The following is a 23305-nucleotide window of genomic DNA, read 5'->3' on the forward strand; positions in this document are numbered from 1 at the left end:
TAAGAACCCAGGTGACCGCCGCCGCCCCGCCTCAGCCCCGGATTCTCCTGGGGATCGCCTTGCGGGTGGCCGCGATGGCCTGCATGGCCTGCCTGTCGGCCATCGTGAAGTGGACCGGGTCCCGGGGCGTCCCGGTCTTCGAGATCATCCTGTTCCGCAATCTCTTCGCCTTCATTCCGCTGGGCCTCTACATCGCGCGGACGACCGGCTTCTCGGTCCTGCGGACGCAGCGGCCGCTGGGGCACGCGACCAGGTCGATCGTCGGTCTCACCGGGATGGTGTGCGGCTTCTCGGCGGTCCAGCACCTGCCCCTGACCGAAGCCACGGCGCTCCAGTTCACCTCGCCTCTGTTCATGACCGCGCTCTCCGCGCTCCTGTTGTCCGAGAAGGTCGGGCGGCACCGCTGGGCCGCCGTCTTCGTGGGCTTTCTCGGCGTGTTGATCATGGCCCGGCCGATCCCCGGCGAGATGAATGTCCCGGGGGTGACCCTGGGCATCCTGAGCGCGCTCGGAGCCGCCGGCGCGATGGTGGCCATCCGCCAGATCTCGGACACCGAGCGGGGCCCGACGATCGTCTTCTATTTCACGCTGGGCGGGGTCGTCCTGGGGGCCGTCGGCTCGGTCTTCCACTGGGTGACGCCGGATCCGCTCACGCTCGCGGCCCTGGTGCTGGGCGGACTGATCGGCGGCGTCGGCCAGCTGTTCCTGACTGAGGCCCTGCGCCAGGCGCCGGTCGGGGTCATCGCGCCCTTCGACTACACCCAGCTCGTCTGGGCCAGCCTTCTCGGCCTGGTCATCTGGGGCGAGTTGCCCCATCCGCTGACGCTCGTCGGGGCGGTGGTCGTGGCGGCGAGCGGCGTCTACATCCTGCATCGCGAGCTGCGCCGCTTCCGGACGCCCTCGCGCCCGGGGTGAATTGACACGACACGGTTACGGGCGGACCCTCGGCGACGTAGCGGCCTGAGGGAAGCGAACGATGCCCAAGACCCCCGCACTCTTCATCCTGGCGCTCTGCGCCGGCCTGGCCGGAGCCTCGTCGGCGGGCGCCGGCGCGGTGACCGTGCTCGGCGGCGGCATGGCGCGCGACTGCTCGAAGGCCGCGCTGGGCGGCGAGTCCGAGGCGCGCTTCGAGGCGATCTGCACGCTGGCGCTCGAAACCGAGATGCTGAACCTGCGCGACCGAGCGGGCACCTACGTGAACCGCGGCGTGCTGAAGCTGCGCCGCCGGGAGTTCGCCTCGGCCCAGTTCGACTTCAACCGGGCGATCGAGACCAAGCCCGACCTGGGCGAGGCCTACGTCAACCGCGGCGCCGCCGCCGTCGGGGCGCGGCGCTTCTCGGACGGCCTCAGCGACCTGAACAAGGCGCTCGAGCTGGGCGTCGAGGAGCCGGAGAAGGCCTACTACAACCGCGCGCTGGCGTACGAAGGCCTGGACGATCTGAAGGCCGCCTACTTCGACTACCAGAAGGCGGTCGAGCTGAAGCCGGACTGGGAGATGCCCAAGAAGGAGCTGGCGCGGTTCACGGTGGAACGGCGCTAGGCGTCGTCCGTTCGCGTCATGTCATGGGCTTCGCGCGCAATATCATCGTCCTGGCGCTGCTGACGGCGGCGGGCCCGGCGGCGGCGCAAACCCTCGATCCCCTGAGCCAAGGCCAGCTGCTCGACCTTCGGGCGCAGCAGGAGGCGGCGCAGCGCCGCGCGATCGATCAGGCGAACCAGCTGGAAGCCCTTGCGGCCCGCCAGCGCGCCGACGAGGCGGCGCTGGATCTCCAGCTTCGGCGCGGGGACGTGGGACCGCGCCAGGTTCCGGTGCTGAGGCATGCTCCGGGCGCCCCGGTCGCGCCGGCGTCGCAGGGCGCCTATCCGTCGGTTCCGGACGAGGCTCTGGCCGACTCCAACCGCAAGGTCCAGGAGGCGGCGCGGAACCGCCGCTGAGCGTCCACATTTCCAGAGCGGCGCCTTGGGCGTCGAGGTCGAGCGGAGAGCATCCATGCGCTGGGGCGGCGAAGGCGGCGGCAACATCGAGGACCGGCGCGGCATGGGCGCGGCCGGTGTCGGCGGGCTCGGCGCGGGCGGCGTGATCCTGGCCCTGGTGGGCTACTTCGTCTTCGGCATCGACCCTTCGACCACCACGCGCGTGCTGGAGAGCGGCGGCGCGCAGCAGCAGGAGGGCGTGCGCGGCACGCCTGCGGACGAGGCTGGACGCTTCGTCGACGTGGTCTCGGGCAATGTGGACGACGTGTGGCAGGCGCAGTTCCGGCAGTCCGGCCAGACGTACGAGCGCCCTGCGGCGATCGTGCTCTACGACCGGGCCACCGGGACCGGCTGCGGCATGGGCCAGTCGGCGATGGGGCCCTTCTATTGCCCGGCCGACCGCAAGGTCTACCTGGACCTGTCGTTCTGGCAGGAGCTGGAGACGAAGTTCGGCGCCGGCGGCGAGGCCGCACGGGCCTACGTCATCGCCCACGAGATCGGTCACCACGTGCAGACGCTCACGGGCGCGTCCGACCGGGCGCGCCGCCTGGGCGCGCGCGGCGCGGAGAGCGGCGCCGTGCGGCTCGAGCTGCAGGCCGACTGCTACGCCGGCGTCTGGGCGGCCCACGCCGCTTCGGTCTCGGGCGGCCAGGTGGCGCTCGACCCGCGCGACATCGAGGACGGCCTGCGCGCCGCCGCCGCGGTCGGCGACGACACCCTGCAGCGGAAGTCCCAGGGCCGGGTTATGCCCGACGCCTTCACGCACGGATCGTCGGAGCAGCGGATGCGGTGGTTCCGCCGGGGCGCCCAGACCGGAGACCCGAACGCCTGCGACACCTTCCGCGCGAGCGACCTCTAGCGGCTAAAACGCCGCTATCGGATTCCGTTGAAGGATAGAAATCCCAAGTATAACAATATCTTAAGGTTATCCTCAGGCGGCGACGTGCGGCAGCGGGTCCCAGCCCAGACACACGCCCACGCAGCGCCGCGCCAGCAGGTCGCCGGGGTCGATCAGGGGCGCCTTCACATCGCCCTTGTGGAGCACCAGCGGCGCCTCGGTGCAGCCGGCGATGATCACCTCTGCGCCGAGCTGGCGCAGGGTTTCGGCGTGCGCCTGCATCTCGCGCTTCACGTCGTGGCCCAGGTCGCCGGCCTTGATCCGGTAGAGCGTCACCATGAACTGCTCCTGCGCCTCGGGCGGGAGCGTGACGATCCCCATGGCCCGGGCGGCCAGGTACTCGCGGTAGAGCTTGAGGGCGCCTTTGGTGCCCAGCACGCCGGCGCGCATCGCGCCGCTCTCGGCCGCGGCCTCGGCGCCGAGGCCGATCATGTCCACCAGGGGCAGCCCGGACGCCCGCTGGATCAGGTCGGCATGGGCATGGGCGGTGTTGCAGGGCATGGCCAGCACCTCGGCCCCGGCGCCGCGCAGGGCGCCCGCCATCTCCGCCAGCACGCCGCCGGCGTTCGAGCCGGGGACGTTGCGGTCGGGCGCCTTGGGGTTGATGTCGGCGATCACCCGGATGTGGTCTTGGTCCTTCTCGGCCGGGGTGTAGGCCTGCAGCCGCGACAGGAACTCCAGCGTGGCGGCCGGCCCCATGCCGCCGAGCACGCCCAGGGTCAGCGAAGTGGCGCTCATTGCAGCTTGCCCTCCAGTTCGCTCTGGTAGCCGAACAGCCCCTGCGCCCCACCGGTGTGCAGGAACACGATGGTCTCGCCGTCGAACTCGCCCTGGGCCGAGAGCGCCAGCAGGCCCTTCATCGCCTTGCCCGTGTAGACAGGGTCCAGGAGGATCCCGTCGGTCCGCGCGATCGTCTTCAGGGCGTCGATCACCGTCTGGTCCACGAGCCCGTAGCCGGCGCCGACGAAGTCGCAGTCCGCCACGACCATCTCCCGCTTCACCCGATCCTCGTGGCCCAGGAGGGCGGCGGTTTCGCGGGCCAGCTTGTAGACGTTGGCTTCCTGCACGTCCTTCGGCGCGCGCACGCCGATCCCCAGGACCGGGATGTCGGCGCCCATCACCGCGAGACCGGCGACGAGGCCGGCGTGCGTGCCGGCGCTGCCCGTGGCCGTGACGATCCGGTCGATCTCGAGGCCGGCCTCGTTCGCCTGGGCCACGAGCTCCAGCGCGCACTCGACGTAGCCGAGCGCCCCGATGCAGTTCGAGCCGCCTCCGGGGATCACATAGGGCCGCCCGCCCCGCCCGGCGACCTCGGCCGCCGCCTCGGCCAGCTCCTGGTTCATGTCGGTCCCGCCGGGCACGGTCCGGATCCTGGCGCCCAGCAGCTCGTCCAGCAGCACGTTGCCCGACCGGTTGTAGTCGACCGCGTTTGAGCCGGTCCGCGCCTCCAGGATGATCTCGCAGGCCATGCCGAAGCGCGCCGCCGCCGCCGCCGTCTGGCGGACGTGGTTCGACTGGATCGCGCCCTGGGTGACGAGCGTGTCGGCGTCGTTGGCCAGGGCGTCGCCCAGCAGGTACTCGAGCTTGCGGGTCTTGTTGCCGCCGCCGGCCAGCCCCGTGCAGTCGTCGCGCTTGATCCAGACCGCCGGCCCGCCGCCGCCGGGGCGGGCCAGGTGCTCGGTCAGGCCGGGAAGCGGCTCGAACGGCGTCGGCAGGTGGGCGAAGCGGACCGGGTTGAAGCGGGCGAGATGCATGTCCCACCCGCTAGCCCCCTTGGCCCACGGCCGCAACCGCGGCGGCGCCGTTGGGGTGGCGCGGAGTCCATGGGCCCCGGTGTTCGCCTGCGGCGAAACCGGGATGACAGCTGAACCTTCCGGGACGCCCGCCTGATGTTCGCAGCACCAGGCGGGGTGACGGGGCTTCTAGGGCCGCAAGCGCCGTGGCAGGGCGGCGACCTCGTCCGGGCTCAGCTTCACGATGGAGTCGATGGCGCAGAAGCCGCTGCGGGCGCGGATTTCCACGTCCCGCGGCGCACAGAGGCGTCCGCCGCCGACCTGCCGGATGGCGAGCGGGTCGGACGAGACGGCGCTGCGCAGGCAGCCGTTCTTCATGGTGACCCGATAGATCCCCTGGCTGCGGCCGAAGCCGTCCAGCAGCAGGGTGTTCTGATCGACGACCACGTGATTGCCGAGTTCATGCGTCAGGGCGCACTGACCTTTCGGCAGGCTCGCGCCGGAGGGCGGCGGCGGGGGAAGGGGCGAGGGGGCCGCCGCCACGGCGACCGAGACGGCTCCCGCGCCCATGATCGCAAGTCCGAGCCCGAGGGTGACGATGCGCATCGTCGCCTACGGCCGCAGCTTCTTGGGAACCCGGGCGACCTCCTCCGGCGTGAGCTTCACGATCGACTCCACGATGCAGGGGGTGGTGAAGCCGCCCTTCGACACGCCGAGGTCCAGGTCGATCGGCTTGCAGATCAGGGACGAGCCCGGCGGGTTGCGCATCACGATGGGATCGGAACTCACGGCCCCCGCGAAGCAGCTTCCACCGGAGGTCACGCGATAGGTGGCCTTGCCGTTCACGTCGATCAGCATGGTGCGGTTGTCGAGGAAGGTGTGGTTGCGGATCTCGCTGCTGCGGATGCACTGCCCGGACGGCAGGCCCGCGCCCTTGGGGGGCGCTGCGCCCAGGGGCGAGGTCGTCTCGGCGGTCGAGGCCGCGACCGCGGCGGTGGAAACGGCGGCCATGGCCGCCAGGGTGATGATCGCCAGCTTCATCGGCGGGTCTCCTGAACGTCCCCCACGAACAGGATACGGCGCCCGCCGGCCCACGTCTGCGTCCATTCCACGTCACGGAGACGTGAAGGCCGGCCGCCACGGGACCTCGTTTTGCGACTGCGAATTCACTTGTTGCGGCGCAACATCGAGCCTACAGCGCCGGCCGCGAACGCCCGGGGTGTTCCCGCGGGTCCGCAGGAGCAAGACAGGAATGACTGGCGAGAACGATCTCGCCGCGTCGCCGCAAGCTCGACCGTCCTCATCAGATCCCTCCACGCCGGGTTCCGGCGCGCGCTTCTGGCCGTTGGCGATCGGCAGCGTCGGCGTGGTGTTCGGGGACATAGGAACAAGCCCCCTCTACGCCTTCCGGGAGGCGCTCGGCCAATCCGGCGAGGCCCTAACCCCGGCCGCCGTGCTGGGTGTCGCATCGCTGGCGCTCTGGGCGCTCCTCCTAGTCGTGACGCTCAAGTACGTGCTGGTGCTGATGCGCACCGACAATCGCGGCGAGGGCGGGGTGCTCTCATTGGCGTCGCTGGCCCAGCAGGCGATCGGGCGTCGCACGACCTTTGTGTTCCTGCTAAGCGCCGTCGGGGCCGCGCTGTTTTACGGAGACGCGATGCTGACCCCGGCGGTGTCGGTGCTGTCGGCGATAGAGGGCCTGCGCAGCGTCCCCGTCATCGGCCCGCATGTGAACCTCTCGGTCATCCTGATCGCCAGCCTGACGATCCTCGTGGCGCTGTTCGCGGTGCAAAGCCGCGGCACGAGCGGCGTCGGAAGGTTCTTCGGCCCGATCTGCGTGGTCTGGTTCGTGGCGATCGCCACCCTCGGGGTGGTTCATATCGCGCAGGCACCGCAGATCGTGGCTGCGCTCGATCCACGGCACGCCATAGCCTTCGTCGCGGGCAACGGCGTGGTGGGGCTGCTCGTCCTGGGCGCTGTGTTCCTCACCGTGACGGGCGCCGAGGCGCTCTACGCCGACATGGGCCACTTCGGCCGCTGGCCGATCCAGGCGTCGTGGATCGGCTTCGTCCTGCCGGCGCTGGCGCTGAACTACCTGGGCCAGGGGGCGTTCGTGCTGGACGTCATCGCCAGCGCCGGCGGGCAGCCGGTCGCGAACGCCGATTGGTTCTTCCTGATGGCCCCAGAGGCCTACCGGGCTCCGCTGGTGATCCTCGCCACGCTCGCGACCATCATCGCCTCGCAGGCGGTCATCACCGGAGCGTTCTCGCTGACCAACCAGGCGATGCAGCTGGGCCTCCTGCCGCGGCTCACCATCGTGCGCACCTCGGCCTCGCGCTTCGGCGAAATCTATATGCCGCAAGTGAACCTGATCCTCGCGATCGGCGTGGTCTTCCTGGTAGCGGTGTTCAAGACGTCGTCCAGCCTCTCGGCCGCCTATGGCCTCGCGGTGTCGGGAACGATGGCCGTGACCACGGCCCTGGCGTTCGTCGTCCTGCGCAACGGTCGCCGGTGGCCGCTGGCGGCGTGCGTCGCGGTCATGGGGCCTCTGCTGGCGATCGATCTGGTGTTCCTGGGGGCCAACGCGCTGAAGGTGTTTCACGGCGGCTACGTGCCGCTCGTGATCGGCGCAGCCCTTCTGGCCCTCATGCTGACCTGGGTCCGAGGTTCGGAGATCATCAGCGCCAAGGCCGCGGCCGACGCCCCCATGCTCGACGACGTGCTGCCGTCGCTGAGCCGGGGGACGGCGTACCGTGCGCCGGGCACGGCGGTGTTCCTGACCTCGCAGCCGGACCACGCGCCGGGCGCGCTCCTGCATAACCTGAAGCACAACCGGGTGCTGCACGAGCGGAACCTCGTCGTCAGTGTGCGCACCGCCGACGCGCCTCGCGTGGCCGGTTTCGAGAGGGCCCGGGTGGAGCGCCTTTCTGAGGACTTCACCCGCGTGTCGCTGACCTTCGGCTACATGGAAGAGCCCAACGTGCCCAAGGCGCTTGCCGACCTGCGCAAGACGGGCCTGGCCTTCGACATCATGTCGACATCGTTCTTCCTCGGGCGACGGTCCATCGTCGTCGGGGCCAATTCCGCGCTGCCGCGCCTTCTGGGTCGCCTGTACATCTGGATGACGCGAAACGCGGCCGATCCGACGGACGTTTTTCGCATCCCGGCGGGTCGCGTGGTCGAGCTCGGCTCGCGCCTCAGCCTGTAGCGGGAAATCGGCGCCGGGGCCGTCGTCCGCGGATGACTCCCCGGCGCTTCCGTTTTACCGTGCGGTCCTCCTCGGGGGGCCGCGCACGAGCGGCTGAGAGGTGGGTGAGCCCACGACCCGTCGAACCTGATCCGGGTCATGCCGGCGAAGGGAAGGGCCAGCTTTCGACCCGACCTCCGTCCATGGCCCCCACCGCTGGAGTACGCCATGAACAAGCCCATCGCCGGCAAGCTGGAAGCCGCCGCCATCCCGACCGGGGAACGCCCCGGGTCCCGGAAGGTGTGGCAGGCGGGCGTCGCGTGGCCCGACATCCGGGTGCCGTTCCGCGAGGTGGCCGTCCACCCGTCGTCGGGCGAGCCGCCGGTGACGATGTACGACTCGTCGGGCCCCTATACGGACCCCGGCGCGAGCATCGACATCGAGAAGGGCCTGCCGAAGACCCGCGAGCCGTGGGTGGTGTCGCGCGGCGACGTCGAGATCGTGGCCAATCCGCGCGAGGTGAAGCCCGAGGACAACGGCTTCGCCAAGGGCGAGCACCTGGCCCCGCAGTTCACCGCGCCCCGGCGCGTCTACCGCGCCACGTCCGGCGCCGTGACGCAGATGGCCTACGCGCGGCGCGGCATCGTCACGCCCGAGATGGAGTACGTGGCCATCCGCGAGAACCTGCGCCGCCAAGCGGCCGGCATCCGCGACGGCGAGAGCTTCGGCGCCGAGATCCCCGACGTCTGCACGCCCGAGTTCGTGCGCGACGAGGTGGCCCGCGGCCGCGCCATCATCCCGGCCAACATCAACCACACCGAACTCGAGCCGATGGCGATCGGCCGCAACTTCCTGGTCAAGGTCAACGCCAACATCGGCAACTCGGCGGTGCTCTCCACCGTCGCCGACGAGGTGGACAAGATGGTGTGGGCGATCCGCTGGGGCGCCGACACGGTCATGGACCTATCCACCGGCCGCAACATCCACAACATCCGCGACTGGATCCTGCGCAACAGCCCGGTCCCGATCGGCACCGTGCCGATCTACCAGGCGCTGGAGAAGGTGGGCGGGGTCGCCGAGGACCTGAACTGGGAGGTCTTCCGCGACACCCTGATCGAACAGGCCGAACAGGGCGTCGACTACTTCACCATCCACGCCGGCGTGCGCCTGCCGTTCATCCCGCTCACGGCCAAGCGGGTCACGGGCATCGTCAGCCGCGGCGGGTCGATCATGGCCAAGTGGTGCCTCGCGCATCACCGCGAGAACTTCCTCTACGAGCGGTTCGAGGAGATCTGCGAGATCATGAAGGCGTACGACGTCTCGTTCTCGCTGGGCGACGGCCTGCGTCCGGGCTCGATCGCCGACGCCAACGACGAGGCCCAGTTCGCCGAGCTGCGCACCCTGGGCGAGCTGACGAAGATCGCCTGGAAGCACGACGTCCAGACCATGATCGAGGGCCCCGGCCACGTGCCGATGCACAAGATCAAGGCCAACATGGACGAGCAGCTGAAGCACTGCCACGAGGCCCCCTTCTACACCCTGGGCCCGCTGACGACCGACGTCGCCCCCGGCTACGACCACATCACCTCGGCCATCGGCGCGGCGATGATCGGCTGGTTCGGCACGGCGATGCTCTGCTACGTGACGCCCAAGGAGCACCTGGGCCTGCCCGACCGGCAGGACGTGAAGGACGGGGTGATCGCCTACAAGATCGCCGCCCACGCGGCCGACCTGGCCAAGGGCCACCCGACGGCGCGGGCGTGGGACGATGCGCTCAGCCGGGCCCGCTTCGAGTTCCGCTGGGAGGACCAGTTCAACCTGGGCCTCGATCCCGAGACGGCGCGCGAGTACCACGACGAGAGCCTGCCGAAGGAGGCGTTCAAGACCGCCCACTTCTGCTCGATGTGCGGCCCGAAGTTCTGTTCGATGAAGATCAGCCAGGACATCCGCGACGCAGCCCGCGCCCAGAACGAGGTGGACAGCGGCATGGCCGAGATGGCGCAGAAGTTCCGCGAGGGAGGCGGCGAGATCCTCGTCCCCGTGGCCCCCGCGGAGTAGGGCGTCAGGCCGGCAGCGCCCGCCGCCGGCGCAGCATGGCGCCCGCCGCGCCGAAGCCGGCGATCATGAGCGCCCAGGCGCCGGGCTCGGGAACGCCCGGACCGGGCGAAGGCGCCGCCTGGGCGCTCGCCGTGCCGCCGCCTCCGAACAGCGAATAGGCGCCGTTGTTGATCCGGATCTCGCCGTTCACCTGATCCAGGATCGCGGTGTTGATGACGCCGGGCGGCAGGGCGCCGGCGCTGGCGAACAGGCCGCCCTGGGTGTCCACGATGGTGAAGTAGGCCTCGGTCTTCGCCGTGGGGCCGCCGTGCGCGTTGCGGAACAGCACGAAGTCCATCACGTCCCAGGTGGGATTGAACGAGGCCTGCGACTGCCGGATGTAGGCGCTGAACCCGGCGAAGACGCTGCTGTTGCCGTTGGCGGTGGCCGAGACGAGCGTCGCGGCGAACTGGCCCCCGACGGGCGTCGCATCCGTGTCGTAGGCGAACGTCACCGAGAACGGCTTGTTGAAGAAGTCGTTGAGCAGCGCCTGCTGGGCGGCGTTGATGCTGGACGGATTGCCGAACTGGTTGCCCATCCCGACGTTGCTGATGGTCAGCTGACTGACCGCGGCCTGCGCCGCGCCCCCGGTGCAAGCCAGGCCCACCGCCGCGGCCAGGCCCGCGAGCCCCAAGCGCTTCGTCGTCATCTCATCTGCCCCCAAGACTTCGGCGCGCCCGTCGGGACGACCCGTGAGGCCCTTGATCAGCCGGCGAAGGCGATCGCGTCACCCCCCGATCGGGGGTGCGCGGGGGCGCCAACGTCTTGGATTAAGGGAATAATTCCCCTGGAGATTGAATCGGCGCCGCAGCGGCCGGGATCTCAGTTCGCGGCGCGTTGCGCGGCCAGGAGCAGGGCGACCGCGTGGGCGCGGTTCACCGCCCCCAGCTTGCGGCGCGCGTTGTCCACATGGAAACGGACCGTGGTGGGCGAGACGCCCAGGATCATCCCGATCTCCCAGTCGGACTTGCCGGCCGCCACCCACTGCAGGGCGTCGCGCTCGCGCAGGGTCAGGCTGGGCGATGCGGGGCTCCACGGGCCGACGGCCAGCGGATCGGTGACGCAGACCAGAACGGCCGGCCCGTCCTCGAAGACCGCGGCGGCGGGCGAGCGGACGGGCGACGCCGTGATCGAGACCGCCGGCCGGTCTTCCGACCAAGCGAGCTTCATCTCGCCTGCGCGCCGCATTTCGGGATCGGCCGTCCCGGCGGCGCCCAGCAGCGCCTCGAGCGCCGCGGCGTCCTCCGGCCGCTCCGCCACGAGACGGCTATTCACGGCCCGCAGGCCGCCGCCCTCCTGCAGCATCCGCTCCGCCGGGCCGTTGAGGCGCCGGATCTGTCCGGACGTGCTGAGCACCAGCAGGGCGTGCGGCGACGCGTCGAGCGCCTGCGCCACCCCCGCGGGCAGGGCGCCCCCGCCCATGGCGAGGTTCTCCGTCAGGCGGAAGGCCCGCCGCAGGTGCGGGTGCAGCCGGCGCGCCGTGGAAAGCGCCTCCTGGCCGAACGCGCCCTGCCGCATTGTGCGCGTCATGGTCAGGGCGCAGACGTCGAAGCCGTAGGCCGCCAGACGGATGATCATCCCCGAATGGATGTCCTGGGGCCGCATGAAGTCGTTGTAGTACTCGGTCCGCTCGAGCTCGTTGCGGCCGAGCCAGGCCTCGTCGGTGAGCACCTCGAGCCGCCAGGCGGCCATGTAGGCGGCCGGGTCGGGCTCGTTCGAAAACGGGTTCAGCCGCGCGTAGTAGGTCTCGTAAAGCGTCGCCATCGCGGGATCCAGGCGCGCGAGGACGCCCTCGCCCGAGCCGTCCGCCACGCTCATCCGCGTCAGCCAGCCCGCGGCCCCGCCGAGCAGATCGGCGAGGTCCTCCATGACCGCCGGCCACCGCGCAGGGTCGAGGGCGGCCTCGTAGAGTCCGTCGAGGAACCGGCTCTCGTCCGCGCCCTGCATGGAAGCCCCGTGTCGTCCCGGGACGGCAGCTTGGCTCCAGGGCGGCGGCTCGGCAACCACGGACCCTCGCTAGGCGAGTTTCGGCCGACACTGCCGCCTTCCGCGGCGCCGGGGCTGTCGCATACGAAAGTTCGGCGCCGTGGCTGCCGCTCGCCCTCTCCACCACTCGCTCTTCGGCGGGCGGTCCCCCTCTCCCGCTGGCGGGAGAGGAAGGTGCGGCGGGGCGGTGGAGCTACCCGGCCTGTTGGCTCCCCTGCGGCGCGACAAATTCGCGTCCAGATAGAAACTGCATGGTCTGGCGAGGATTCTTGCGCCGCGCTGACCCGCGGCGGCCGCGGCCGGCGCCTACCCCAGGGCGACGCATGCGTGTCGCGACACAGGGGTGTTTACGATGAGGATCAAGCTCGCCGTCGCGGCCATCTCGGCCGTGCTGACCGCCGGCGCCGCCCAGGCCGCCGCGCCGCTATACGGATTCCAACTGAGCGGCAGCTCGGAGGCGCTGACGGCCGCCGAACTCGCCAGCTTCCTGGGCGCGCCCGACGACCTCTACACGGGCATCGGGTCCGGGTTCATCACCTACGACTTCGGCGACTACCGGTTGGTCGACGGGGCCGGACAGGACCTCAACGTCTACGAGGTGGATGGCGGAAGCGTGGAGTTCAGCAGCGTCGACATCCTGGTCAGCGCCGACGGCGTGACCTTCTTCAACATCGAGGGCAGTTCGGCCGCCGCGGTCAACCTGGTGGGCGACGAAGCGCACGGCAGCGCGAGCTTCCGCCGGTCCTACGACCTCGGGGCGGCCGTGACCGCCCTGGGCGTGAGCCAGTTCCGCTATCTGCGGCTGGACGGGACGTCCGGCGGAGCGATCAACGGCAGCAACGGCTTCGACCCCGACGCGGTCGCCGCGATCAACTACATCGACACCCGCCCGCCGCCGACCGCCGTCCCCGAGCCGGCGACCTGGGCGATGATGATCCTGGGCTTCGGCGCGGCCGGCGCGACGCTCCGCCGTCGGCGCACCGCTGTCGCCTGACCACTACAGGCGGCCTGCGATCCCCTTGCGCGGGGGATCGCAGGCGTTCGCCATCCAGGTCTCGAGCTCAGCCAGCGCCTGCTCCCGGTCGTGGCCGGTGAGCTTGCCCTCGCGCTCCAGCGCCCGGTAGACGCCCCGGGCCTCGCCCCAGGCGCCGCAGGCGCGCGGGTAGGCGCCGCCGTTGTAGTAGACCCCGCCGACGCTCTTCATGGTCGCCGCCATGCTTCGCCGGGGCCCCGGCGCGTTGTCGGACAGGCGGACGATGTCGCGGTGCGCGGCGAGGATCTCCTCGGACATGGCGAAGCCCTCCGCGAACCGGCCGAGGTCGGAAAGAACCATCGCCCGCACCTCGCCGACCACGGCGAACAGCCCCAGCGCCCCGCGGTCGGCCGGGTCGCGGGCGCGCATCCGGCGTGTCAGGGCGACGGCCCGATCCACCGATGCATAGGCCTCCTCCGACCGCTTGAGGGCGCTCAGGACGACGGCCCGGTACCAGAGCGAGATCGCGAGCTTGCGCAGGACCTCGGGGGCGTCCGGTTCGCGGCGCGCCAGTTCCTCGTTGAGGGCCACGGCCCGGTCGACGGCGGGGACCGCGGCGGCGTCGTTCCCCAACTCGTGGTGCGCCTCGGCGTGCAGCCGCAGGATCGCGGAGCGGGCCTTCATCACGCCTGTCTCGTTGCGCAGGGCGTCGGGGAGCCCGGCCAGGAAGGCCTCGGCGCGCTGGAACGGTTCCAGTGACCTGGCGTAGTTCCCGTCCCAGCCGTGGCTGTCCCCTTCGGCCTGGATGGCGGTGGCGTAGATCCGCGCCGCCTCGGCGTCCTTGCGGGCGAAGGGCTCGAGCAGGCGCTGGGTCTCGATGGCCTGCCTGCGGGCCAGGGCGATCTCGCTGTTGTTGTAGAGGTTGACGCCCGCCTGCTCGATCCGCAGGTCGGCGAGGGCCCGGCGCACCTTCTCGTCGTCCGGCGCCTCGGCGTAGGCGCGGGTCAGGATCGCCTCGGCCTTGGCCAGGAGCGCATTGGCGTCGGCGGCCTTGCCGAGCTGGCTCTGCTGCCCGCTGCCGGTGACCTGCGCCAGCCGCACGTAGCCGCGTCCGGCCTCCACGCGGACGTCCAGCGGGGCGTCGGGATCCGCGCTCAGGGCGTCCAGATAGCGCAGCCCGGTGGCCGCCAGCTTGCCCCGCGCGAGCGTCGCGCCCTGCACCTTGCTGACCTCGTTGTAGACGTCGAACAGCATGGTGGTGGCGATCTCGCGGGTCTGCTGGAACCGGCGTTCGGCCTCGGCGCGGGCCGCCTCGGCGCGGGCGTTGGCCACCAGCGTCGCCGCCAGGGCCGCCACGATCAGGACGCCCGCCGTCGCGGCCCCGCCCACCGCGAGCCGATGGCGGCGGACGAACTTGCCGAACACGTAACCGCGCCCGCCGGCCACGGCGGCGACCGGGAAGCCGCCGCGCCAGGCGGCGACGTCGTCGCGCAGCGCCTCGACTGTGGGGTAGCGCTCGGTTGGGTCCTCGGCGGTGGCGCGGCCGATGATGGCGGCGAGCTCGGCGTCCGGCGGGTCGCCCTCGGTCAGCCAGGCCAGCACCCGGCCCAGGGAGTAGATGTCGGACAGCGTCGTCGAGGGCGCGCCCGCGATGCGCTCTGGCGCGGCGAAGCCCGGGGTGTGGATCCCGGCCTTTCCGCCCGGCGCGGGCAGGGACGGAGCGGCCGTCGAGGCCGGCGACGATATCCCGAAGTCGATCAGCTTCGGCTGGCCGGCCGCATCGACGAGGATGTTCGCCAGGGTCACGTCGCCGTGGACGATCAGGTTCTGGTGCGCGAACGCCACGGCCGAGGCCGCGGCGAGGAACAGGTCCAGGCGGGCCTCGCGCGACGGCATGGTCTGGGCGCGCCACTCGGAAAGGGGCCGGCCGTCCACCAGCTCCATGACGATGTAGGGCTCGTGCGCCGCGGTCTCGCCGCCGTCGAACAGGCGCGCGATGTTCGGATGCGCGAGCCGGGCCAGCGTCTGCCGTTCGCGCCGGAAGCGCTCGATGAGGCTCTGGGACAGGGCGCCGGGCCGGATGACCTTGATGGCGGTGGCGTGCTCGAAATCGCCCGCGGCGCGCTCGGCGCGATAGACGGCGCCCATGCCGCCCTGCCCGATGAGCCCGGTGATGCGGTAGGCCCCGATCCGCTCGGGCAGCGGCCCGCCGTCGGCCTTGCGCGGGGCGCCGCCGGTGACGAGCGCGAGGGCGGCGTCCTGGCCGACCCCGAGAAGCGCGAGGGCCCGGGCGCGCACCGGTTCCGGCGCCGGCTGCCCGGCGATCCAGCGGGCCCGCGTCTCGGACGGCTCGGCCATGGCCTGTTCGAGCAGGTCCAGGGCCTGCGCCTCGGCGGCGGCGGCCGTGCGGGACGACCTAGCCATGCTGCGGGGCGAGGGCCTCGTACAGCCACAGCCGCGCGGCCTGCCAGCGGCGCTTCACCGTCGATTCAGACAGGTTGAGCACCACGGCGATGTCGGCGATCTCCATGCCGCCGAAGTACCGCATCTCGACGATATCGGCGCGCTCGCTGTCGATGCGGGAGAGCTGGTCCAGCGCGTCGTTGATGTCCTCGAGGTCGGCGTTGACCGCGTCCGGAATGTTGGTGACCAGCTCGACCTTCTGGTGGTCGCGCTTGGCCCTGCGCTTGGCGCGCACGTGCTCGACCAGCGCCCGGCGCATCATCACCGAGGTCAGCGCCATGAAGTGCGCCCGGTCCTGCCAGTCGATCCTGTCCAGGGCGATCAGCTTCAGGATCGTCTCGTGGACCAGGTCGCCGACCGAAAGCGAGACGTGCCGTTCGCCACGGAGCATCCCCGCGGCGGCCTGCGTCAGCTCGGCGTAGAGGATCTCGAACAATCGGTCGCGGGCGGCGCGGTCGCCGCGGCGCCAGGCGGCGAGCAGTTCGCGCACATGATCCTGGCTGGTACGCCCCGACATGGGACGGATAGTGCGAACAGCGGCGAGCCCTGGCAAGCGCTCGCGCCTCATGCGGGAATCCGCCGAGACTTCAACGGTGGCGGCGTGCTCCGCGGGCGCCGCGGAGGACGGCCGGCTAGTCGCCGACCTTCGCCTTGGCGCCCTCGGCCTTCGGCGGCCAGATCCGGACGGCGACCGCGATGGTCACCGAACCCAGGACCGCGGCCGCAGCGCCGGTCCACTGGATGGCGTTCATCCCCATAGCCGCGTAGTGGCCGGTCATCGCGCCGGACAGGAAGACGAGGCTGGCCGAGCTCCACTCGACGAGATCTTTCCGGGTGATGTCGAACGACATTTGAGCTCCGCGGGATGGCTTCGATTGCGGCGGCGAACTTGCCTTCCGGTGGATGCCAAATGCTTACCGCCCGCGCGATGCGACACTGTTGCGCAGGCGGTGGACCACCTGGCCGTAGACCTCGCCGATCGGTTCCTCGGCGATGAGGCCCGACATCGCGCAGAGCTCGAGGAAATAGTCCTCGTCGAGGTCGATCCGCTCCTCGTCGCCGCGCCAGCGTTCGCCGGGCGCCACCGCGTTGTGCACCGAGATGAAGGCCTGCCCGCCGGGCTTCAGGACGCGTGCGATCTCGCCGAGGTAGTGGATCGCGTCCGCCTCCAGAAGGTGCGTGAACAGCGAGCTGCAGACCACCACGTCGACCGACGCATCGGCGGCGGGAAGGCTGTAGTCCGTCACGGTGATCCGCCCGTCGGGGTTGTAGGTCGCGGAGTACCCGTCGAAGTGCTCGAAGCGGAAGCGGTCCGCCGATCCGGCGAAGGCCCTGCGGCACCACAGAATCCCCGGAAGGAAGATGTCGACCCCTACGTAGCGCAGGCGCGGGTTGAGATGCAGGAACCGCGCGAGCTTGCCGCAGCCGCATCCGAGGTCGAGCACCAAGGGCTCTTCGGGCAGGAACCGGGCGACCATCTGCGCCCAGGCCTCTCCGATGCCCAGGAACATCGCGAGGTCGCCCGTGCCCGCCTCGGTGCGCAGGGCATAGCTGGGAACGGCCAGGCCGTGCGGCTGCAGCGGCAGTTCGGGCGCGTCGAAATGATGCAGCGTGTCGCGGTCGAATCCCCGCCAGTCGGCCGGAAGCGGCGGGGGCGAGGGGTTCGGGGGCGAGGGGCTCAGGCGCCTCAGAAGTCTCCGCAGCATCTCGGCCCCCGTTCCGCGCTATTCGCTTCTTAGCGCGGGGGCGGGGCGCTTCGACAGGGCCTGGAACGACGCCAGCAGTCCGCCGCCGGCGGCGACCGCGGAGGCGGCGGCCAGCAGGGCGGCCACGCCGCCCCAGTCGACGCTCCAGTCCGCCTCGAAGACCTCGACCACCACGGGCCACGCGGCGGCATAGCCGAGTCCCACGCCGGCCGCTCCGGCGATCACGCCCACCAGGCCATACTCGAGCACATAGGCCGCCAGGACCTGGGCCCGGCTCGCGCCCAGCACCTTGAGCGTCGCGGCCTCGCGGGTCCGCTCCTGGGCCCGGGCGGCGATCGCCCCGGCCAGCACCAGCAGCGCCGCCATGAGCGCCACCGCCGCCGCGCCGCGGATGGCCAGCGCCACACGGTCGAAGAGCTCGGTGGCGGCCTCCAGCTGCTCGCGGACCGAGATCACGTTCACCTCGGGGAAGGCGGCGCCCAGCGCGCGGGTGACCGCCTGCTCCTCGGCGCGGCTCGCCTTGGCGATGGCCACGTGCCGCGGGCTCGCCCCCTCCAGCGCGTTCGCGCTCAGCACGATCGGGAAGCTGGCCCCGAAGCTGCCGATGTCCACCCGCCGGATCACGGCCACCTGGGCGTCGATCTCCCGGCCGAGGATCGATAGCGTGATCGTGTCGCCCGGCTTCAGGCGGGTCGCCTCGGCGACCCCCTCGGCCAGGGCGACCTGCGGCGGTCCGGCATATCCCGGCGGCCACCAGCGGCCCTGGAGCGTCCCCGGGTTGGGCGGCTCGCCCGGCAGGGCCGACAGCGTGATGTCGCGGTCGTAGGCCCAGCGTTCGCCGCGGGGAATGTTTTCGCGGTCGACCGGCTCTCCGCGCACGGCGAGAATGCGGCCCGAGAGCATGGGGGCGCGCAGGTACTGGTCCCGCCCCGGCGTCCGCCCCATCGCCCGCGCCACCTCGGCGTCGAACTGCGCGACCCGGTCGCCCGGGATCTCGGTGAAGACCAGCGCGGGCGCGGTCTGCGGCGCGATGACGGCGATCTGGCGCAGCAGGCTCGACTGGATCAGCACCACGGCCGCCAGCAGGCCCACGCCCAGCCCGATGGCCGGGGCCGCGGTGCGCGCCGCCGAGCGGGGGCCGGCGAGGTTCGCGAGCGCGATGCGGAGCGCGCCGCGCGTGCCCGACCGCAGCCGGCCGGCGAGCCTGGCCGCGGCCCAGCCGAACGCCCACAGCACGACGAAGGCGACCGCGACGCCGCCGATCATCAGCGCGGCCGCGAGCGGCGTGGGCGCCGTCCAGACGGCCAGGCCGGCGAGGCCGGCTGCGGCGAGGAGGGCCGCGACGAGTTCGGGGCCGAACCGGATCCGGCCGGAGAGGTCGCTGCGGAAGAGGCTGGCCGGCGGGGTCGTGCGGGCCCTCGCCAGCGGCGCGAGGGCGAAGGCCGCGGCCGAGAGGAGGCCGAACCCGCCCGCCTTCAGCAGCGGCATGGGGTAGACGGCGAACAGCGCCGGCACGGGCAGTTCGTCGGCGATGGTGGCGCCCAGCACGAGCGGCGTGGCCGCGCCGACCACGAGGCCGATGGTGACGCCGGCGAACGCCAGCAGGCCGATCTGGGCCAGGTAGATGTTGCGGATGAGGCCGCTGTCGGCGCCCAGCGCCTTCAGCGTCGCGATGGCGGGCTTGCGGCCGTCGACGTAGGCGCTGACCGCGCCGAACACCCCCAGCCCGCCGGCGACGAGCGAGGCGAGGCCGATGAAGCCCAGGAAGTACTCGAGCTGGTCGATCATCCGCGACACCCCCGGCGAGGCGTCGTTGCGGTCGCGCAGGCGATAGAAGCCGCGCATCGTCTTGCGCACCTCGGCCTTGGCGGCGGCCAGCGAGGCGCCCGGTTCGATCGCGATGCGCGCGGTCTCGCCGAACGGCAGGCCCGGCTTCAGGAAGCCGCCCGCCTCCAGGGCTCCCACGCGCGTCAGCACCCGTGGCCCGAGGGCGAAGCCGCGGGACAGGCGGTCGGGCTCCTCGTCCAGGACGGCGGTCACCCGCATCGGGACGTTGCCGGCCAGGAAGCGGTCGCCCAGCCGCAGGCCGAGCCGGTCGAGGAGGGGCTGTTCGACGGCGGCGCCCCAGACGCCGTCCTGGTAGGTGAGCGCCGACTGGAGCGACGGCGCGCCGCGGATCGAGACGGCGCCCGCGAGCGGGTAGTTCGCGTCGACCCCGCGCAGCTCGATCAGCCGCCGCTCGCCGCCCGGCGCCTCGGCCATGGCCTGGGACGCCACCGCGTAGGTGACCTTGCCGAGGCGGGCCAGCCGCGCCCGCTCGGTGGCGTCGAAGCGGCGCTGGCTGCCGGCGATGGCGAGGTCGCCGCCCAGGATCGCGCGCGCCTCGGTGGCGAGGCCGCGGCGGAAGGCCTCGGCGGTCGAGCTGGCGGCCGCGATCGCGGCGACGCCCAGCGCCAGGCAGGCGAGGAAGATGCGGAAGCCCTTCACCCCGCTCCGGAGTTCGCGCGCGGCGAACCGCAGCCAGAGCGGCATCAGGCGGACTCCGTCACCGGCGCGCCGTCGCGCAGGCGGACGGTGCGCTGCGCGCGAGCCGCCAGGGCGGAGTCGTGGGTCACCATCAACAGCGCCGCGCCCGTGTCCTCGGCCAGGTGGAACAGGAGGTCGGCCACGTGCGCGGCGTTGGCGGAATCGAGGTTGCCCGTGGGCTCGTCGGCGAAGATGAGGGCCGGCCGCGGGGCGAGCGCGCGGGCCAGGGCCACGCGCTGCTGCTCGCCGCCGGACAGCTGGTGGGGGTAGTGCCGCATCCGCGCGCCCAGCCCCACGCGGTCAAGCCAGGCGCGGGCCTCGTCCATGGCGCCCGGCCGCCGCGCGATCTCCAGCGGCGCGGCCACGTTCTCCTCGGCGGTCATGTTGGGCAGCAGGTGGAACGACTGGAACACCAGGCTCACGCGGCCCCGGCGCAGCTTCGCGCGCCCGTCCTCGTCGAGGCGGGCGAGGTCCTGGCCGAACAGCAGCACGCGACCCGAGCTCGGCCGCTCCAGCCCTGCGGCCACGGCGATCATCGACGACTTGCCCGAGCCCGAGGGCCCGATCAGCGCCACACGTTCGCCTTGCGCCAATGTGAGGGACAGGCTCCGCAGGATCTCCACGGGTCCGGCGGCGGATGGAAGGGTCAGGCCCACGTCTTCGAGAACCAGCGGCGGCAGATCGTTCAAGCAGGAACCTCGAAGTTGAGCGGCGGGCGACCTCCCTTACATAGGACGATCATGGCCGAGCCAAGCCCCACACGTCGTACGCTGTTCGCCTTGCCGCTGCTGGCGGCCGCAGGACCGGCGCTTGCGCAGCCCCGCGCCCGGGTCGTCACCGTCCTGGGCGACTCGATCACCGCGGGCTACGGCCTGCCCCGGGCCGCGGCGTTTCCGGCGCAGCTGCAGGCCCAGCTCGCGAAGCTGGGCGCGCCCGCGCGCGTCCGCGCGGCGGGCGTCTCGGGCGACACCACCGCGGGCGGCCTGGCCCGCGTGGACTTCAGCGTCGCCAAGGACACGGACGTGGCGGTGGTCGCCCTGGGGGCCAACGATCTTCTCCAGGGCCAGGACCCGAAGCGCACCCGCGCCAACCTCGACGCCATCATCCGCAAGCTGAAGGCGCGCCGCATCGCCGTGGTGCTCACCGGCATCGAGGCGCCGGTGGAGGTGGGCGGCGGCTACGCCCGGGACTTCAACGCCGTCTTTCCGGCCCTGGCGCGCACGCACGGCGTGGCCTTCTATCCCAACCTGCTGGCCGGCGTGGCGCGCATGCCCGCCCTGAACCAGGCCGACGGCATCCACCCGAACGCGCGCGGCGCGGCGATCATCGCCGCGCGGCTGGCTCCCACCGTCGCCAAGGCGCTCGCCGCCCGCCGCTGATTGCGGCATAGGGACGGGCATGACCCCGGCCCAGGAGGCCCTGCTGCAGCGCCTGGTCGCCGCCCTCTCGCAGGACGGGCGGGTGAAGGCGCTGTGGCTCTCGGGAAGTCTGGGGGCGCGCGCTGGCGACGCGTGGAGCGACATCGACCTCGTCGCGCTGGTCTCGCCCGACGACCTCAAGGCCTGCGTCGCCGACTACAAGCAACCGCGGCCGGGACTGCCCGAGACGGTCCTCGCCTTCGATGTCTATGGCGTGGTGGTCGCCGCCGTGACGGCGGAGTGGGAGCGGTTCGACATCCACTTCGCCACCCGCGACTACGTGGATCGCGCCGGCGGGGACGGATGGCGGCCGCTGTTCGGGGACACCGCGATCCCGCCGCGTCCGCCGCCTGGGCCCGACACGGGCGCCCCGGGCCGCGTGGCGGCGACCGTCACCGAGTTCCTCCGCGTCCTCGGCCTCATGCCCGTCGCCGTCGGACGGCAGGAGTGGATCACCGCCCAGCAGGGCTTCGACCTCCTGCGGCGCATGATGATCGACCTGATGCTCGAGGAGAACGGCCACGGCCAGACGGCGCGCGGCGCCAAGCGGCTGAACGGCTTCCTGACGTCCGAGCAGCGCGAGGCGCTCGAGGCGATCACGCCGCCCCGCGCGGACCGCGAGGCCGTCATCGCCGCCAACCTGGATCTCGCCCGCGCCTTCCTCGCCCGGGCCCGGCCGCTCGCCGTGAGGCTCGGCGCGGCCTGGCCTCAAGCGTTCGAAGACGCCACGCGACGGCATCTCAAGGCGGCCCTGTCGCTCGACCTCTGAGCCGTGCCAAACTCCTCGAAACGGGAGGCAGTACGCATGCTGAGCTGGCGGATCGGCGACGTGGAGATCACGCGCATCGTCGAGATGGAGACCGAGGGCGGGACGCGGTTCATCCTGCCCCAGGCGACCTACGAGGCGGTCCGCGAGATCGAGTGGCTCCAGCCTCACTTCGCCACCGAGCAGGGCAAGCTGAAGATGTCGATCCACGCCCTCGTGATCGAGGCGCCGGGCCGGCGCATCATCGTCGACACCTGCATCGGCAACGACAAGGCGCGCGAGATGGCGCCCTGGAGCCACCTGCAGACCACCTTCCTGGCCGACCTGGAGGCCGCGGGCTTCGCGCGCGAGAGCATCGACACGGTGCTGTGCACGCACCTGCACGTGGACCACGTGGGCTGGAACACCATGCTCGTCGATGGCCGCTGGGTCCCCACGTTCCCCAACGCCCGGTACCTGATCGGCCGGGCGGAATACGAGTACTGGCGGGCCGAGGAGGAGGGCGTCGAGGACGTCTCGACCTCGTACTTCCACGACAGCGTGAAGCCGGTCTGGGACGCGGGGCTGGTGGACCTCGTGGAGACCGACCACAGGGTCTGCGAGGAGGTGAGCCTGGAGCCCACGCTGGGCCACACGCCCGGCCACGTCTCCATCCGGATCCGGTCGAAGGGCGAGGAGGCGCTGATCACCGGCGACTTCACGCACCACCCCTGCCAGATGGCGCGGCCCGACTGGGCCGCCGAGGTGGACTACGACAAGCAGGCCTCGACGGCGACGCGCCGCCGCGTCTACGGCGCGCTCGCCGGGACGAAGACCCTCGTCATCGGCACCCACTTCGCGGCGCCGTGCGCAGGGCATGTGGTCGCCGACGGTGAGGCGTGGCGGCTGGAGGTGTAGAGCGTGTACTCGTAACGCCCGCCGAGGTCCGCTTGCCGCCGCGTGAGCGATGACCGCCTTGCCTCCCCCGTCGCGGCAGCAACGGCGGGAGGGGTGGAGGGGGCGAGCCGCTGGCAGGGGCGACCGTTCAGGCTGTATCTCGCTCAGCGGGCGCCGCTCGCCCCCTCCACCCCCCGCTCTCCAGCCGGCTCGCGCCGGCTTCGGCGGGCGGTCCCCCTCCCGCCGCTTCGCGGGGGAGGTAAGGCGCCGCAAACCACCGTTGCTGACGATCTGCTCCCGGCGGAGCGCCCAGAGGCCGCGTTCGACCCGTTGCGGACATCGACCCCTGCGCCCCAACCTCCGTCATCCCGGGCGCAGCGCTCGCCAGAGCGCGAAGACCCGGGACCCAGCCGCACAGCTCTCGACGCGCCCCTACGACTGCCAGTCGTAGGTCTTGGAGAAGCCCTCGAAGGTCGCGAGCTTGTGCTGTCGGATGCGGGTGACGAGGGTGCTGGTCACGCCCGTGTAGAGCGTCCCGTTGCGCCCGCTCGCCAGGATGTAGACCACGATGAGGGGGTCTCGGCCGACCATCGCTGCAGGTTAGGCCAAGGCCTCGCGCGCATCGCCTTTCCTGGCGCAGCTTTACTGGCGGAGAGGCTGGGTCCCGGGTCTCCGCGCTCTGGCGAGCGCTCCGCCCGGGATG

The 23305-nt window shown here is 71.8% G+C and carries 23 protein-coding genes and 1 riboswitch; of the genes, 10 read left to right on the plus strand and 13 right to left on the minus strand.

Translation table 11 applies throughout. The annotated features are described in order from the left end of the window. Positions 1–11 precede the first annotated feature (11 nt). The 4 genes from AC2D8W_RS05885 to ypfJ all read left to right on the plus strand — a co-directional run bounded on the left by AC2D8W_RS05885 (position 12) and on the right by ypfJ (position 2832). Entirely contained in the window at positions 12–914 is a 903-nt protein-coding gene (locus AC2D8W_RS05885) for a DMT family transporter (protein ID WP_484670751.1), read from the plus strand. Between the two features lie 61 nt (positions 915–975). Next, the gene (locus AC2D8W_RS05890) at positions 976–1539 is read left to right on the plus strand and encodes a tetratricopeptide repeat protein (protein ID WP_484670752.1); all 564 of its coding nucleotides are present in this window, start codon (positions 976–978) and stop codon (positions 1537–1539) included. Between the two features lie 23 nt (positions 1540–1562). Further along, positions 1563–1934, plus strand: coding sequence for a hypothetical protein (locus tag AC2D8W_RS05895; protein ID WP_484670753.1), 372 nt, complete (start codon positions 1563–1565; stop codon positions 1932–1934). Between the two features lie 55 nt (positions 1935–1989). Beyond that, on the plus strand, positions 1990–2832 hold the full coding sequence (ypfJ, locus tag AC2D8W_RS05900; RefSeq protein ID WP_484670754.1) for a KPN_02809 family neutral zinc metallopeptidase: 843 nt from the start codon (positions 1990–1992) through the stop codon (positions 2830–2832). A 72-nt stretch (positions 2833–2904) separates the two neighbouring features. On the opposite strand, the gene cuyB is transcribed toward ypfJ, so the two are convergent. The 4 genes from cuyB to AC2D8W_RS05920 form a co-directional block, all read right to left on the minus strand. Next, positions 2905–3609, minus strand: a complete 705-nt coding sequence (gene cuyB / locus AC2D8W_RS05905; RefSeq protein WP_484670755.1) for a cysteate racemase — start codon at positions 3607–3609, stop codon at positions 2905–2907. Continuing rightward, positions 3606–4625, minus strand: coding sequence for a D-cysteate sulfo-lyase (gene cuyA, locus AC2D8W_RS05910; RefSeq protein ID WP_484670756.1), 1020 nt, complete (start codon positions 4623–4625; stop codon positions 3606–3608). Before cuyA ends, cuyB begins: the two co-directional genes overlap by 4 nt. Before the next feature lie 168 nt (positions 4626–4793). Further along, the gene (locus AC2D8W_RS05915; RefSeq protein ID WP_484670757.1) at positions 4794–5210 is read right to left on the minus strand and encodes a hypothetical protein; all 417 of its coding nucleotides are present in this window, start codon (positions 5208–5210) and stop codon (positions 4794–4796) included. Positions 5211–5216: 6 nt separating this feature from the next. Continuing rightward, positions 5217–5645 (minus strand): DUF6491 family protein, encoded by a 429-nt coding sequence (locus tag AC2D8W_RS05920; protein ID WP_484670758.1) that lies wholly within the window; start codon positions 5643–5645, stop codon positions 5217–5219. A 211-nt stretch (positions 5646–5856) separates the two neighbouring features. Here AC2D8W_RS05920 and AC2D8W_RS05925 point away from each other — a divergent pair, with 211 nt between their 5' ends. Together AC2D8W_RS05925 and thiC are read left to right on the plus strand one after the other, a co-directional pair. Continuing rightward, complete coding sequence (locus AC2D8W_RS05925; protein WP_484670759.1) at positions 5857–7812, plus strand: potassium transporter Kup; 1956 nt, start codon at positions 5857–5859, stop codon at positions 7810–7812. Between the two features lie 62 nt (positions 7813–7874). Beyond that, positions 7875–7982: riboswitch (TPP riboswitch) on the plus strand. A gap of 37 nt (positions 7983–8019) precedes the next feature. Continuing rightward, positions 8020–9849 (plus strand): phosphomethylpyrimidine synthase ThiC, encoded by a 1830-nt coding sequence (gene thiC, locus AC2D8W_RS05930; protein WP_484670760.1) that lies wholly within the window; start codon positions 8020–8022, stop codon positions 9847–9849. A gap of 4 nt (positions 9850–9853) precedes the next feature. Here thiC and AC2D8W_RS05935 read toward each other — a convergent pair whose 3' ends face one another. After that, positions 9854–10537 carry a PEPxxWA-CTERM sorting domain-containing protein gene (locus AC2D8W_RS05935; RefSeq protein WP_484670761.1) on the minus strand — a complete coding sequence of 228 codons (684 nt, stop codon included), beginning with the start codon at positions 10535–10537 and terminating at the stop codon, positions 9854–9856. A gap of 173 nt (positions 10538–10710) precedes the next feature. Next, on the minus strand, positions 10711–11835 hold the full coding sequence (locus AC2D8W_RS05940; protein ID WP_484670762.1) for a helix-turn-helix transcriptional regulator: 1125 nt from the start codon (positions 11833–11835) through the stop codon (positions 10711–10713). A gap of 391 nt (positions 11836–12226) precedes the next feature. On the opposite strand from AC2D8W_RS05940, the gene AC2D8W_RS05945 reads away from it, so the two are divergent. Then, positions 12227–12868 carry a PEPxxWA-CTERM sorting domain-containing protein gene (locus AC2D8W_RS05945; protein ID WP_484670763.1) on the plus strand — a complete coding sequence of 214 codons (642 nt, stop codon included), beginning with the start codon at positions 12227–12229 and terminating at the stop codon, positions 12866–12868. A 3-nt stretch (positions 12869–12871) separates the two neighbouring features. Here AC2D8W_RS05945 and AC2D8W_RS05950 read toward each other — a convergent pair whose 3' ends face one another. The 6 genes from AC2D8W_RS05950 to AC2D8W_RS05975 form a co-directional block, all read right to left on the minus strand. Next, entirely contained in the window at positions 12872–15271 is a 2400-nt protein-coding gene (locus AC2D8W_RS05950; RefSeq protein ID WP_484670764.1) for a serine/threonine-protein kinase, read from the minus strand. Then, positions 15264–15827, minus strand: a complete 564-nt coding sequence (locus AC2D8W_RS05955; protein WP_293482829.1) for an ECF-type sigma factor — start codon at positions 15825–15827, stop codon at positions 15264–15266. Before AC2D8W_RS05955 ends, AC2D8W_RS05950 begins: the two co-directional genes overlap by 8 nt. A gap of 115 nt (positions 15828–15942) precedes the next feature. Beyond that, positions 15943–16161: a hypothetical protein gene (locus AC2D8W_RS05960; protein WP_293482828.1), complete on the minus strand. Its 219-nt coding sequence runs from the start codon at positions 16159–16161 to the stop codon at positions 15943–15945. A gap of 63 nt (positions 16162–16224) precedes the next feature. Next, on the minus strand, positions 16225–17016 hold the full coding sequence (locus AC2D8W_RS05965; RefSeq protein WP_484670765.1) for a class I SAM-dependent methyltransferase: 792 nt from the start codon (positions 17014–17016) through the stop codon (positions 16225–16227). 18 nt (positions 17017–17034) lie between these two features. Further along, the gene (locus AC2D8W_RS05970; protein WP_484670766.1) at positions 17035–19548 is read right to left on the minus strand and encodes an ABC transporter permease; all 2514 of its coding nucleotides are present in this window, start codon (positions 19546–19548) and stop codon (positions 17035–17037) included. Then, the gene (locus AC2D8W_RS05975) at positions 19548–20231 is read right to left on the minus strand and encodes an ABC transporter ATP-binding protein (protein ID WP_484670767.1); all 684 of its coding nucleotides are present in this window, start codon (positions 20229–20231) and stop codon (positions 19548–19550) included. Before AC2D8W_RS05975 ends, AC2D8W_RS05970 begins: the two co-directional genes overlap by 1 nt. Before the next feature lie 51 nt (positions 20232–20282). On the opposite strand from AC2D8W_RS05975, the gene AC2D8W_RS05980 reads away from it, so the two are divergent. From AC2D8W_RS05980 to AC2D8W_RS05990, 3 genes are read left to right on the plus strand one after another with little or no spacing between them, the layout of a single operon-like run. Then, complete coding sequence (locus AC2D8W_RS05980; RefSeq protein WP_484670768.1) at positions 20283–20921, plus strand: arylesterase; 639 nt, start codon at positions 20283–20285, stop codon at positions 20919–20921. Between the two features lie 19 nt (positions 20922–20940). Further along, positions 20941–21729 (plus strand): hypothetical protein, encoded by a 789-nt coding sequence (locus AC2D8W_RS05985; RefSeq protein ID WP_484670769.1) that lies wholly within the window; start codon positions 20941–20943, stop codon positions 21727–21729. A gap of 36 nt (positions 21730–21765) precedes the next feature. Further along, positions 21766–22623: an MBL fold metallo-hydrolase gene (locus tag AC2D8W_RS05990; protein ID WP_484670770.1), complete on the plus strand. Its 858-nt coding sequence runs from the start codon at positions 21766–21768 to the stop codon at positions 22621–22623. A 411-nt stretch (positions 22624–23034) separates the two neighbouring features. On the opposite strand, the gene AC2D8W_RS05995 is transcribed toward AC2D8W_RS05990, so the two are convergent. Continuing rightward, the gene (locus AC2D8W_RS05995; RefSeq protein WP_484670771.1) at positions 23035–23193 is read right to left on the minus strand and encodes a GIY-YIG nuclease family protein; all 159 of its coding nucleotides are present in this window, start codon (positions 23191–23193) and stop codon (positions 23035–23037) included. Between the last annotated feature and the right edge of the window lie 112 nt (positions 23194–23305).

Source organism: Phenylobacterium sp. T106, assembly GCF_057219735.1.